The organism is Kocuria sp. KD4, from assembly GCF_011769905.1.
Lineage (GTDB): Bacteria > Actinomycetota > Actinomycetes > Actinomycetales > Micrococcaceae > Kocuria > Kocuria marina.
Window position 1 is genome coordinate 1,403,319 of the sequence record NZ_CP050449.1, and the last position, 12,847, is coordinate 1,416,165.

The 12,847-nt window shown below is 68.6% G+C and carries 10 protein-coding genes; 4 read left to right on the forward strand and 6 right to left on the reverse strand.

The features are described 5' to 3' along the window. Positions 1-7: 7 nt before the first annotated feature. The 3 genes from HBK84_RS06410 to tkt all read right to left on the reverse strand — a co-directional run bounded on the left by HBK84_RS06410 (position 8) and on the right by tkt (position 5,029). Complete coding sequence (locus HBK84_RS06410) at positions 8-1,612, reverse strand: glucose-6-phosphate isomerase (RefSeq protein ID WP_167318463.1); 1,605 nt, start codon at positions 1,610-1,612, stop codon at positions 8-10. A 120-nt stretch (positions 1,613-1,732) separates the two neighbouring features. Further along, positions 1,733-2,839: a transaldolase gene (gene tal / locus HBK84_RS06415; RefSeq protein ID WP_167318464.1), complete on the reverse strand. Its 1,107-nt coding sequence runs from the start codon at positions 2,837-2,839 to the stop codon at positions 1,733-1,735. A gap of 78 nt (positions 2,840-2,917) precedes the next feature. Further along, the gene (tkt, locus tag HBK84_RS06420; RefSeq protein WP_085107489.1) at positions 2,918-5,029 is read right to left on the reverse strand and encodes a transketolase; all 2,112 of its coding nucleotides are present in this window, start codon (positions 5,027-5,029) and stop codon (positions 2,918-2,920) included. 421 nt (positions 5,030-5,450) lie between these two features. Here tkt and HBK84_RS06425 point away from each other — a divergent pair, with 421 nt between their 5' ends. After that, complete coding sequence (locus tag HBK84_RS06425; RefSeq protein ID WP_167319156.1) at positions 5,451-6,347, forward strand: heme o synthase; 897 nt, start codon at positions 5,451-5,453, stop codon at positions 6,345-6,347. Between the two features lie 174 nt (positions 6,348-6,521). Further along, positions 6,522-7,445, forward strand: a complete 924-nt coding sequence (locus HBK84_RS06430) for a dihydrodipicolinate synthase family protein (RefSeq protein ID WP_085107486.1) — start codon at positions 6,522-6,524, stop codon at positions 7,443-7,445. Between the two features lie 16 nt (positions 7,446-7,461). On the opposite strand, the gene HBK84_RS06435 is transcribed toward HBK84_RS06430, so the two are convergent. The 3 genes from HBK84_RS06435 to HBK84_RS06445 all read right to left on the reverse strand — a co-directional run bounded on the left by HBK84_RS06435 (position 7,462) and on the right by HBK84_RS06445 (position 10,378). After that, the gene (locus HBK84_RS06435; RefSeq protein WP_167318465.1) at positions 7,462-8,487 is read right to left on the reverse strand and encodes a heme A synthase; all 1,026 of its coding nucleotides are present in this window, start codon (positions 8,485-8,487) and stop codon (positions 7,462-7,464) included. A gap of 95 nt (positions 8,488-8,582) precedes the next feature. After that, positions 8,583-9,383, reverse strand: coding sequence for an ABC transporter permease (locus HBK84_RS06440; RefSeq protein WP_231885420.1), 801 nt, complete (start codon positions 9,381-9,383; stop codon positions 8,583-8,585). After that, positions 9,380-10,378: an ABC transporter ATP-binding protein gene (locus HBK84_RS06445; RefSeq protein ID WP_085107480.1), complete on the reverse strand. Its 999-nt coding sequence runs from the start codon at positions 10,376-10,378 to the stop codon at positions 9,380-9,382. Before HBK84_RS06445 ends, HBK84_RS06440 begins: the two co-directional genes overlap by 4 nt. 234 nt (positions 10,379-10,612) lie before the next feature. On the opposite strand from HBK84_RS06445, the gene HBK84_RS06450 reads away from it, so the two are divergent. Both HBK84_RS06450 and sufB read left to right on the forward strand, forming a co-directional pair. After that, on the forward strand, positions 10,613-11,374 hold the full coding sequence (locus tag HBK84_RS06450; RefSeq protein WP_167318466.1) for a metalloregulator ArsR/SmtB family transcription factor: 762 nt from the start codon (positions 10,613-10,615) through the stop codon (positions 11,372-11,374). Next, complete coding sequence (sufB, locus tag HBK84_RS06455; protein ID WP_064845266.1) at positions 11,371-12,846, forward strand: Fe-S cluster assembly protein SufB; 1,476 nt, start codon at positions 11,371-11,373, stop codon at positions 12,844-12,846. Before HBK84_RS06450 ends, sufB begins: the two co-directional genes overlap by 4 nt. Position 12,847: the final 1 nt, after the last annotated feature.

Here is a 12,847-nt window from a genome sequence, read left to right on the forward strand (position 1 = left end):
TGGCGGGTCACAGCTCCGATGCCACCCTGAGCAGCTGTGCGACACCCTCGGCCCGGTCCGTGAGCCGCAGCCGCACGACGGGACGGTGGTGATCGCTCAGCACACCAGCGTCGCCGTCGGCCTGCGCGCCGATGAGCTCACCGAACGTGAACGGGATCCCGGGGATGTCCACGTCAGTGCCCGTGGCCGCAGTGATCTGCAGGTAGACACCCTGCTCGGGGCCGCCCTTGTGGTACTGACCCGTGGAGTGCAGGAACCGGGGTCCCCAGCCGAAGGTCACGGGACGGCCCGTGTGCCGTGCGAGCAGATCGCGGATCGACTCGAGCTGCGCCCACTCGAGACGGTCGAAGTACGCCTGCACGCTCACGTAGCCGTTCTCGGGCAGCTGGGCGAGCAGTGCGGCGAGCGCCTCGGGCACGGTCGTGGCGCCGTCGAGCAGCTGTTCATTGCCACGGATCTCGATCGCGCCGTCCGTGGCGGCGGCGGGGGAGGGCTCGGGCTTGGTGGCCAGCAGCTCGCGAGTGGCCGCCTTGGCGGATTCCACGTCCGGCTGGTTGAACGGGTCGATGCGCAGCAACTGTCCCACCACAGCGATCGCGACCTCGAACGCCATCATGAGCCCGGCCAGCGAACCGGCCACGCGCACGCCCTCGCCCTGCTCCTCCGTGACGGCCTCGTCGTCCACGAGCGAGACCACCAGGACGTCGGGGGCGCCCGACGTCACTTCGGGAGCGGCGTCGTTCACGACTACGGGCAGCACACCGGTTCCGGACTTGCCCGTGGACTCGGCGATCAGCTGCTCGGCCCAGTCCGCGAAGCCCACGAACGGTGCGCCCTGGTTCACGAGCACGATCTTGTCGCGCAGCGGGGACGTCCCGCCCAGGGCGGCGCCGAGCTGCAGACCGATGTTGTTCTCGTCATCCTCGCGCAGCATCTCGGTGGCCTCTTCGGCGTCGTCGAGCAGCGCCGCGACGTCCACGCCGGCGAGCCCGGACGGCACGAGGCCGAACGCGGTGAGCGCCGAGAAGCGACCGCCCACGTTCGGGTCCGCGGTGAAGACCTTGCGGTAGCCGGCCTCACGGGACGCGGACTCCATGGGGGAGCCCGGATCCGTCACGACCACCACGCGCGACGGTGCATCGATGCCCGCGCGCTCGAACGCGTTCACGAACACGCGCCGGGCGGAGTCCGTCTCGACGGTGGACCCGGACTTGGAGGAGACCACGAGCGCGGTGTGCTCGAGGTCCTCGAGTGCCTTGGTGACCATCTCCGGGTCGGTGGAGTCCAGCACGAACAGGTCCACCCCCGCGCTGCGCGTGATCACCTCGGGGGCCAGCGACGAGCCGCCCATTCCCGCGAGCACGAAACGGGTCACGCCCTCCCGGGCGAAGTCGTGGCGCAATTGTTCGATCTCGGGCACCAGGGGGCGCGAGACGCGCACGGCGTCGGTCCACCCGAGCCGTATCGCGGCTTCCTCCTGCGCGGCGGAGCCCCACAGCGCGGGGTCCTGGTCGAAGAGTTTGGACGCGAAGTTCTCGGCGACCAGACGCGGGACGTGCGTGTCGATCGCCTCACGCGCGGCGCCGGCCGCCTGCAATGACAATGAGCTCACGGGGAGCCTCCTCGGAACGTGGTTTTCGGACAACGACGCCGCGGCGCGGCTCCGACCCTATGCTCACCGGGCGGGTGCCCGGCGCGGGATCGCAGCCGCGACGCAGTGGCTGGGTTCGGCTCAGCGGGCCTCGTCGAGGGCAGTGCGCACCGTGGCGAGCAGCTCGTCCCAGGACTTGTCGAACTTCTTCAGCCCCTCGGTCTCGAGCTGGTCCACGACCTCCTCGTAGGAAATCCCCTGCTCGGCCACGGCGTTGAGCACGTCCGTGGCCTGTTGGTAGGTCCCCGTCACGGTGTCACCGGTGATCTCGGCGTGGTCGTAGGTCGCGTCCAGGGTCTTCTCCGGCATGGTGTTCACGGTATTAGGGGCCACGAGTTCGCTCACGTACAGCGTGTCCGGCAGCGACGGGTCCTTGACACCCGTGGACGCCCACAGGGGACGCTGCGGGTTGGCCCCGGCCGCGGCCAGGCGCTTCCAACGCTCGGTCTCGAGCTGCTCCTCGTAGACCTGGTACGCCAGGCGCGCGTTGGCGAGACCCGCCTTACCCTTCAGGGCCTTGGCCTCGTCCGTGCCCACGGCGTCCAGACGCTTGTCGATCTCGGTGTCCACGCGGGAGACGAAGAAGGACGCGACGGAGTGGATCGTGGAGAGGTCCTTGCCGTTCTCGAGCGCTTCCTCGAGGCCCTGCATGTACGCGTTGATGACCCCGCGGTAGCGGTCCAGCGAAAAGATCAGGGTCACGTTCACTGAGATGCCCTCCGCGATCGTGGCCGCGATCGAGGGCAGGCCCTTCTCGGTGGCGGGGATCTTGATCAGCGCGTTGGGCCGGTCGATGGTCTGCGAGAGCTTCTGGGCCATTGTGGACGTGGCGTCGGCGTCCTGGGCCAGTCGAGGGTCCACCTCGATGGACACGCGGCCGTCCACGCCCTGGGTGGCCTGGGCGATGGGGGTGAACAGGTCACACGCATCGCGCACGTCGTCGGTGGTGATCCGGAACACGGCGTCGTCCACGGAGGCGCCGGCCTTGGCGAGCTCCGCGACCTGTTCGCGGTAGGACTCACCGTCCGCGAGTGCCGCGGCGAAGATCGTGGGGTTGGTGGTCACGCCCACCACGTTCTTGGTGTCGATCAGTTCCTGGAGGTTCCCGCTGGTCAGGCGCTGGCGGGAGAGGTCGTCGAGCCAGATGGAGACGCCGGCGTCGGAGAGTTTCTGGGTGGGAGTCGTCATGATGTCCTCACTTCACGTCGAAGGGTTCTGGGGCGTCGCAGGCGGCCCGAGCGGACCGCCTGCGACGTGGGACGGGGTTCACCGAGCGGCGGCGATGGACTCCTCGGCGGCCTGGGCCACGGCCTCGGCGGTGATGCCGAACTCGCGGTACAGGGTCTGGTAGTCGGCGGACTCGCCGAAGTGCTCGAGGGACACGGCGCGTCCGGCATCGCCCAGCAGGTCGTTCCAGGACATCCGGATCCCGGCCTCCACGCTCACGCGGGCCTTGACGTCGGACGGGATCACGGAGTTGCGGTAGTCCTCGTCCTGGGCGTCGAACCACTCGCGGCACGGCATGGACACCACGCGGGCGGCCACGCCCTTGGCCTTGAGCTGTTCACGGGCCTCGACGGCGAGCTGGACCTCGGAACCGGTGCCGATGAGCACTACGTCCGGGGCGCCCTCGGTGTCCGCGAGGACGTATCCACCGCGGGCCACGCCTTCGGCGGAGGCGAACTTCTCGCCGTCGTGATCCGGGTGAAGGTCCTCCCGCGCGAACGTGGGCAGGTCCTGGCGTGTGAGGGCGATCCCGGCCGGGTGCTCGTGGTGCTCGAGGATGGTTCGCCACGCCACGGAGGTCTCGTTGGCGTCCGCGGGGCGCACGACGTCGAGCCCCGGGATCGCGCGCAGCGCGGAGAGCTGCTCCACGGGCTGGTGCGTGGGACCGTCCTCACCCAGGCCGATCGAGTCGTGCGTCCACACGTAGATCGAGGGCACGCGCATGAGCGCACCCAGGCGCACGGCGGGACGCTGGTAGTCCGAGAAGATCAGGAACGTGCCGGAGTAGGCGCGCGTCTGGCTGCTCATCACGATGCCATTGACGATCGCTGCGGCAGCGTGCTCACGGATGCCGAAGTGCAGCACCCGGCCGTACGGGGAACCGGACCACTGGGCCGTGGAGCGGGCCTCGGGGATGAAGGACTTGGCGTCGTCGATCGTGGTGTTGTTCGACCCCGCGAGGTCCGCCGAACCGCCCCACAGCTCGGGGAAGGTGTCCGCGATGGCGTTGATGACCTGACCGGAGGCCTTGCGGGAGGCCACGGCCTTGCCCGCCGGGAACGTGGGGAACGCGTCCTCGTAGTTCTCGGGCAGTTCCTCGTTCTTGATCCGGTCGTACAGCGCGGCCTTGTCCGGGTGGGCCTCACGCCATTCGGCGAAGGACTTCTCCCATTGCGCGCGCTCCTGCTTGCCGCGTTCGCCGACCTCGCGCACGTGCTCGAAGATCTCGGGCTCGATCTGGAAGGACTTCTCCGGGTCGAAGCCCAGGATCTTCTTGGTCGCGGCGACCTCGTCCTCGCCCAGCGCGGAACCGTGCACGCCACCGGTGTTCTGCTTGGTGGGGGCGGGCCAGCCGATGATGGTGTTCAGGGCGATGATCGAGGGCTTGTCCGTGACCTTGGTGGCCGCGACGATCGCGTCGTACAGCCCCTGCACGTCCTCCTGGTACTCGCCGCCGTTGCGCCAGTCCACGCGCGTGGTGTCCCAGCCGTAGGCCTCGTAGCGCTTGAGGACGTCCTCGTTGAACGCCACGTTGGTGTCGTCCTCGATGGAGATCTTGTTGTCGTCGTAGATCACCACGAGGTTGCCGAGCTCCTGGGTGCCCGCCAGCGACGACGCCTCGGAGGTGATGCCCTCCTGCAGGTCACCGTCGGAGGCGATCACGAACACGGTGTGGTCGAACGGGGAGGTGCCCTGAGCGGCGTCGGCGTCGAACAGACCGCGCGTGTAGCGCTGCGCGTACGCGAAACCCACGGAGGACGCGAGCCCCTGGCCCAGCGGACCCGTGGTGATCTCGACACCCGTGGTGTGGCGGTACTCGGGGTGACCCGGGACCTTGGAACCCCACGTGCGCAGGGACTCGAGATCCTCCATCTCCAGGCCGTAGCCGGAGAAGTACAGCTGCAGGTACAGGGTCAGGGACGTGTGACCGGGGGAGAGGATGAACCGGTCACGCCCGGTCCAGCGGTCGTCGGAGGGGTCGTGCCGCATGATCTTCTGGAACAACAGGTACGCGACCGGGGCCAGGGACATGGCGGTGCCGGGGTGGCCGTTGCCCACCTTCTGCACGGCGTCCGCGGCGAGCACACGCGCGGTGTCCACCGCACGGGCGTCCTTCTCGGTCCAGTTCAACGGTTGATCGAGGTTCGGCACGGTGACGCGCCCCTTTCCTAGACGGGTTGTGCGGTCACGATCCGGAACACTCCGCCGCGGACTCGGCCGCGACGATCGGCCCGGAACGCATGTTCCGGGATCAACCTTAGTCCGGTGGGACGCCGCGTGGCAGGGACGACCGCGGCCCGCGCCACGGGCACAAGCGCGTGCCGAACATCACCCCGGCGTGGGCCGGGACCGGCGGCTATACTGATGACCGGGTATCGGTGCGCATGCGGCGCGCCCGCCCCAAGCACTCCCGGCGCACGGCCGGGCCACCCACGTTCTTTGGAGCATTGATTCCGTGAATCACCTTGACACCGCGACGCACCCGGAATCCCACGGATCCCACGCGCCGCACGGACACGGAGTGACCGGGACCCGCATCGGGACCGTGGAGCCCGTGGGGTATCAGGGCCGGATGACCTTGGGTCGTAAGCTCAAAGCGTACGTGGCGCTCACGAAGCCCCGGATCATCGAACTGCTCCTCGTGGCCACCGTGCCCACCATGTTCTTCGCCCAGCAGGGTGTCCCCGATTTCTTGCTCGTGCTCAACACCCTGATCGGCGGCGCGCTCGCGGCCGGTGCGGCGGGTGCGTTCAACTGTTACATCGACCGCAACGAGGACCGGCTCATGCGGCGCACCGCCAAGCGCCCACTCGTGACCGGTGAGGTGGGGGAGCGTGAGGCCCTGATCTTCGCGTGGGTGCTTTCGGTCGTGTCCGTCGCGTGGCTGACCCTGGGGGTCAGCGTCTTGTGCGGTGTGCTCGGCGTGGTGGCCATCGCCCTGTACGCGGTGTTCTACTCGATCGTGCTCAAGCGCCGCACCGCGCAGAACATCGTGTGGGGCGGGATCGCCGGGTGCATGCCCGTACTGATCGGCTGGGCCGCGGTGCGCGGGACCCTTGAGTGGCCCGCATTCGTGCTCTTCGCGTTCATCTTCCTGTGGACCCCGCCGCACTACTGGCCGCTGTCCATGAAGTACGCGGAGGACTATTCCCGCGCCGGCGTGCCCATGCTCGGTGCGGTGGACACCGCGCGCACCGTGGGCGCCCAGGTGGTGCTCTACGCGTGGGCCACCGTGATCTGCTCGCTGCTGTTGATCCCCGTGGGTGACGCCGGGTGGGTCTACGGTGTGATCGCCCTGATCTCCGGCGGCTGGTTCACGTACCACTGCCACAAGCTCTACGGCCTGGCCCGCGTCGGCAAGCCCACGCTCAAGCAGGCCATGTACGTGTTCCACGGCTCGATCGCCTACATCACCTTCGTGTTCGTGGGCGTGGCCCTGGACCCGTTCGTGGGTGGGCCCATTTTCTGACCCGGGCCGTTACCGTCGGAGCCTTTCGGGCTTGCGTCTCGCCCGGCCCGCTCCAGCGCGCGGGATCCCGTCCGGGCGTTACCACGGACGACGACGCCGTCCGCCCTTCGTTCTCGACGTCACGCACGGGCTGGGTGTCCTGGAAAGCTGGTTAGGGTCACCTAAAATGGGTCCATGTTCTCGATGACCTTCTCCGGTGTGATCGCCTACCCCGTGACCCCCTTGCTCCCCGGTGGCGGGCTGGACCTGGATTCCCTCGAACGTAGTGTCGCGCGGCTCGCGCGCAGCGGAGTGTCCGGGATCGTGGTACTCGGGACCTCCGGTCTGTTCGCCTACCTGGGCCCCCAGGAACGGGCGCAGGTGGTCCGCACGGCCGTGGACGCGGCGTCGGGCTCGGGGACGCCCGTGGGCGTGGGGATCTCCGCTATCACCACGCGGGAGGTCATGCAGTTCGCGTACTCCGCCGAGAACAACGGTGCCGACGGCCTGGTGTTGAGCCCCGTGAGTTACATCCCGTTGGTATCCCAGGAGATCGCGGACCAGGTGGAGACGGTCGCCTCCGCTATGTCCCTGCCGTTGTGCCTGTACAACAACCCGACCACCACCGGGTTCACCTACCCCGTGGAACTGGCCTCGGAGCTGTCGTGGCTGGACAACGTGGTCGCGTTCAAGGACACCGCGGCGTCCGGTCGGCTCTTCCACTCCCGCCAGCTGCTCTTCGCGCAGCAGGCCGAACCGGGCACCGTACACGGTGTGAGCCGCGATCAACTCATCGTGGACGAGTACCCGAGCGCGGCGTGGCACAGCGGCATGGCGGCGTTGCTCGCGCCCGAGTTCGTGGCCTTCCACCGCGCCGTCGCGGAGGGCCGCGCGGACGACGCCGCAGCCTGGAGCGCCGCGCTGCATCCCCTCATGCACCTCATGAGTCAGGAACGGCCCCTGTCGGTGCTCTACGCGTTGGCGGAGGTGTGCGGCGTTCGAACGAGCGCTCCCCGCCGTCCCCTGCTGCCCATCCCGTCCCACAGCAAGCGGCTGCTCTCGGACGCCGTGGAGCGGCTGCGCTCGTCCGCACCCTCGGCGACCTTCGTCGCAGAATAAGCTTGGTGCCTCGCGATCAGCGCACGGTGTGCGCGGGTGTGGCGCGAGCGGCGTCGTCGGCGGGCCCGTCGATGGGTGCCGCGTACTCGTGGGTGTCCTGTGCGAGGTAGACGCTGAACGAGACCACCCGCGTGGCCGCCCAGATCAGCACGGCCGAGAGCACCATGTGCAGGGCCACGGCGGGAACCGGGACTCCGTTGAAGTACTGGTAGTACCCCAGCAGCGCCTGGGCCACGATGACGACCGCCATGATGAGGTACGCGTTGCGCAGGATCCGCGGCAGGGACTTCACGACGGTGAGGGCGATGCCCGCGATCACCGTGAACGTCAGGAGGTAGACGGGGATGGCGTGCGCCCGGGCGATCATCACGGAGTCGAACGCGAGCCGCGCACTGTCCTCGTCCCCGGCGTGGGGGCCCGTGCCCGTGACGAGCGTCCCGAGGTAGAGGATCACGGCGGTGAGCACACCGGTCAGCGCCCCCAGCACGCGTGCGGCGGAGCGGGAGCCGTGCAACTGCCCCGGTCGCTGCTCGTATGCGACCACCGACAGCCCGTCCCGGCGGGTGTTGAGCACGAGCAGAGTGGCCAGGCTGATCATGATGGCCGAGATCAGGTAGTGCACCCCCACCACGAGCGGGTGAAGGTCCGCGTGGACGGTGATGCCGCCGATCGCGGCCTGCAGGGGAATGCCGATCAGCAGGAACAGCGCCAGGCGGAAGAGCTTGGGGTGCTCGTGACGCAGTTTGAGCACCGAGAGGAACGTGAGCACCGCGACCACGGTGAGCACGAACGTCAGCAGGCGGTTGCCGAACTCGATCAGCCCGTGCACGCCCATCTCCTGGGTGCTGGTCCACGAGTCGGCGGTGCAGCGCGGCCACGTGGGGCAGCCCAACCCGGAACCCGTCAGGCGCACGAGCCCGCCCGTGAGGATTAACAGCGAGTTGGTCAGCAGGGATGCGACCGCGAGTCCCCGCACCCACGGGGTCACGGTGGCGGGCCACCAGAACGAATCGGTGGCGGTGGGGCGGGCGACATCAGACATGACGGAGCATCCAAGGGCAGAGGGGATGGGACCCCTCCAGTGTAGCGAGAACAGCGTGGGAAACCCCTGGGCGCAGCGGGCTCACGCGGGTGAGCTCACACCCACTTGAACCAGGCGACCGTGGCCGCCCAGCTGAGCACGGCCCACGCGGCGAGCACGAGCAGCGGCACGGGGGAGACACTACCCATCAGGAAGCATTCCCGCAGCGCCTCACCGGCCGCGGAGGACGGCAGCCACGCCACGAGCCACGAGAGCCACCCGGGCAGCACGCTCACCGGGAAGAGGACGCCGCCGGCGGCCGCGAGCGCGACCCATACGACGTTGAGCACGGCCAGGGTCGCCTCGGCGCGCAGGGTCCCCGCAATCAGCATGCCGAGCCCGGTGAACGCGAGTGCCACGAGGATCAGCAGGGGAACGGACCCCAGCACGGCCTCCCAGGACGGCCGCCAGCCCAGGGGCACGGCCACGGCCGCAATCACCGCGTACTGCACCGCGAGCACGGCCAGGATGGCCAGTAGCTTGCCCGCGATCAGCCCGGCGCGACCCAGGGGAGTGGTCGAGAGGTAGCGCAGCACCCCGTAGCGACGGTCGAAACCGGTCTGGATCCCCTGTCCGGAGAACGCGCTCGAGATCACGCACAGCACCAGGATCCCGGGCACGGCCACGTCCACGCGGGATGCGTCCCCCACGCGGTAGCCGTCCAACAGGTCGGTCACGGTCAGGGCCACGAGTGCCATGACGGGCAGGATCAGCAGAAGCAGCAACTGTTCGCCGTTGCGGATCATGGTCATGGTCTCGAAGCGCGCCTGAGCGAGCACGCGCCGGGGCAGGGACGCGGCCCCGGCGGGGGACGACGGCGCTGCGGTCACCGAGGACTCGTGGGTCGAGGTGCTCACGAGGCATTCCCCCCGGAGACTTCCAGGAAGACGTCTTCGAGGGATCGGGGTTGCACGCTCAGCGCCTCCGGCAAGGTGTCGTTCTGTGTGGCCCACGCAGTCAGTTCGCGGATCCGTGGCGCGTCCAGCGGGCCCGTCAGCGTCACGGTGCGGTCCTGGACGCTCCATTCGACGTCGTCGAACCGCGGGGTGCGCCACGGCGGGTCCGCGCGCAGCAGACCGGCGTGCTCCTTGGCGAGCGTGATGCTCATCACGAGCGGTGCGTGGCGTTCGGCGCTGACCAGTTCCGCAACGGTTCCCTGCGCGGCGATCGTGCCCCGGTCCACGATGTAGACGTAGTCGGCCAGGCGGGCGGCGTCGTCCATGAGGTGCGTGGTCAGGATGATGCACACCCCGCTGTCCCGCAGGCGCCGGATCAGGTCGAAGACGATGTGGCGCGAGCGGGGGTCCAACCCCGCCGAAGGTTCGTCCAGGAACAGCACGTCCGGGCGGCCCACGAGGGCCGCGGCCAGGGCCACGCGTTGCTTCTGCCCGCCGGACAGGCGCCGGATCCCCGTGGTCAGGAACGATTCGATGCCCAGCAGCTCCACGAGTTCGGCCACGGGCACGGGGTCCGCGTAGAGCCGGCTGACGTGGCGCAACAGTTCCCCGGGGCGCACTGACGGCGGTAGACCCCCGTCCTGGAGCATCACGCCCACGCGCGCCCGCAATGCGGGGGAGGCGTGCCACGGGTCCTCCCCGAGCAACCGGACGCTGCCCGAGGTGGGGCGCTGCAGCCCCTGGGCGCACTGCAGTGTGGTGGTCTTGCCGGCCCCGTTGGCCCCGAGCAGGGCGGTGATCTTCCCGTGCTCCGCGGCCAGGCTCAGCCCGCGCACGGCCCGGACGGGCTCACCCCGGCCCTCGAAGGTCTTCACGAGGTTCTCGATGTGCAGGGCGGGACCGGTGTCGGTCGCGGTCGCCGGGGACGTGGGAGCGGGGTCGGGGTGGATCTGCACCCGGACAGTCTAGAACGTCCGTCCCGGTACTGGCTGGAGGGTTCGCCGAAGGGTCTTGGACCCCGGTTCCCCTATCGGAGCCGTTTGGCCGGGAATGGATTAGGACATACCCTCGTTATGTATTGCGTGTCCCACCACGAGGGTTTTTACGCTGCACGGCGCTCACCCGGTGGGATCGACGCGGACGCCGCGCCCCGAGCCAACCGTCATCACTCGAAGGATGTTGCACCGAGCATGAGTTCACCTGCCACGGGCCGCGGTGCGGTCCGCACGGACCAGGATGACACCACCCGTTCCCGGGTGCTCTCGTTGGTGCTCGCCCACGGTCCCATCTCCGCCGCCCAGATCGCCAAGGACCTGGGGTTGACCCCCGCCGCCGTCCGGCGCCATCTGGACGCACTCGAGGCCGAACAGTTCATCGAGGTCTCCGCCCTACGCAGCGCGCAATCGGGCGCGGGGCGCCCGGCCCGGCGCTACGTCGTCGCCCCCGGAGGCCACGAACAGCTCGGCCACGACTACCTCGGACTCGCACACCGTGCGCTGGAGACCATGCAGCGCGTGGGCGGTGAGAAGCTCGTGCAAGCGTTCGTCGCCGAGCAGATCGAGCGCATGCGCGAACGCTACCGCCCGCAGGTCGAGGCGGCCGGGCCCGACGTCGACGACCGCCTCAACGCCCTGACCGCGGCCATGAGCCGCGACGGCTTCGTGGCCTCGCACACCACCGTGACCCCGCGGGGACCCAAGGGCGTTACGCTGCGCTCGGCGCAACTGTGCCAGGGCCACTGCCCCATCCAGGACATCGCGAGCGAGTACCCCGAGTTCTGCGAACAGGAAACCGCACTGATCTCCGAACTGTTGGACGTGGACGTCCGCAGGCTGTCCACCATGGCGGCCGGCGCCCACGTCTGCACCACACACGTCCCGCTGCAACTGCGCACTGCGGGTCACTCGAATTCCACCAACCACACAACCGCACGACAGGGAGGGTTGTCATGACCGAGCGCATTGTGCCCGCGGAGACCGCGGGCAACACGTCAGGTGACACCACGATTTCCGAGATCCTGGAGATGAACCCGGAGCTCGAGGGGATCGGTCAGTACCAGTACGGCTGGGCCGACAAGAACGACGCCGGTGCCTCCGCGCGCCGCGGCGTCAACGAAGAAGTGGTCCGGGACATCTCGGCCAAGAAGAGCGAACCGGACTGGATGACCCAGCTGCGGCTCAAGGGTCTGAAGTTCTTCGACCGCAAGCCCATGCCCACGTGGGGTGCGGACCTGTCCGGGATCGACTTCGACAACATCAAGTACTTCGTGCGCTCCACCGAGCAGCAGGCCGGCTCCTGGGAGGAGCTGCCCGATGACATCCGCAACACGTACGAAAGGCTCGGCATCCCCGAGGCGGAGCGCAACCGTCTGGTGGCCGGTGTGGCCGCGCAGTACGAGTCCGAGGTCGTGTACCACCAGATCCGCGAGGACCTGGAGCGCCAGGGCGTGATCTTCATGGACACGGACACCGCGCTGAAGGAGCACCCCGAGTTCTTCGAGGAGTACTTCGGCACCGTGATCCCGGTGGGCGACAACAAGTTCGCCGCACTGAACACGGCCGTGTGGTCCGGCGGGTCGTTCGTGTACGTGCCCAAGGGCGTGCACGTGGACATCCCGCTGCAGGCCTACTTCCGCATCAACACGGAGAACATGGGCCAGTTCGAGCGCACGCTGATCATCGCGGACGAGGACTCCTACGTCCACTACATCGAGGGTTGCACCGCGCCGATCTACAAGACGGACTCGTTGCACTCCGCCGTGGTGGAGATCATCTGCAAGAAGAACGCCCGGGTGCGCTACACGACCATCCAGAACTGGTCGAACAACGTGTACAACCTGGTGACCAAGCGCGCGATCGCCCACGAGGGCGCCACCATGGAATGGGTGGACGGCAACATCGGCTCCAAGGTCACCCAGAAGTACCCCGCGGTCTACATGACCGGTGAGCACGCCCGCGGTGAGACGCTGTCGATCGCGTTCGCGGGTGAGGGCCAGCATCAGGACACCGGCTCCAAGATGGTGCACATCGCCCCGAACACGTCCTCGTCGATCGTGTCCAAGTCCGTGGCCCGTAACGGCGGTCGTTCCGCGTACCGCGGTCTGGTGCAGGTGCGCGAGGGCGCCAAGCACTCCAAGTCCAACGTGGTGTGCGACGCCCTGCTCGTGGACACGATCTCCCGCTCGGACACCTACCCGTACGTGGACATCCGCGAGGACGACGTCACCATGGGTCACGAGGCCACGGTCTCCCGGGTCTCCGAGGAGCAGCTGTTCTACCTCATGCAGCGCGGTCTGCCCGAGGACGAGGCCATGGCCATGATCGTGCGCGGCTTCGTGGAGCCGATCGCCCGCGAGCTGCCCATGGAGTACGCGCTCGAGCTGAACCGTCTCATCGAACTGCAAATGGAAGGATCCGTTGGCTGAT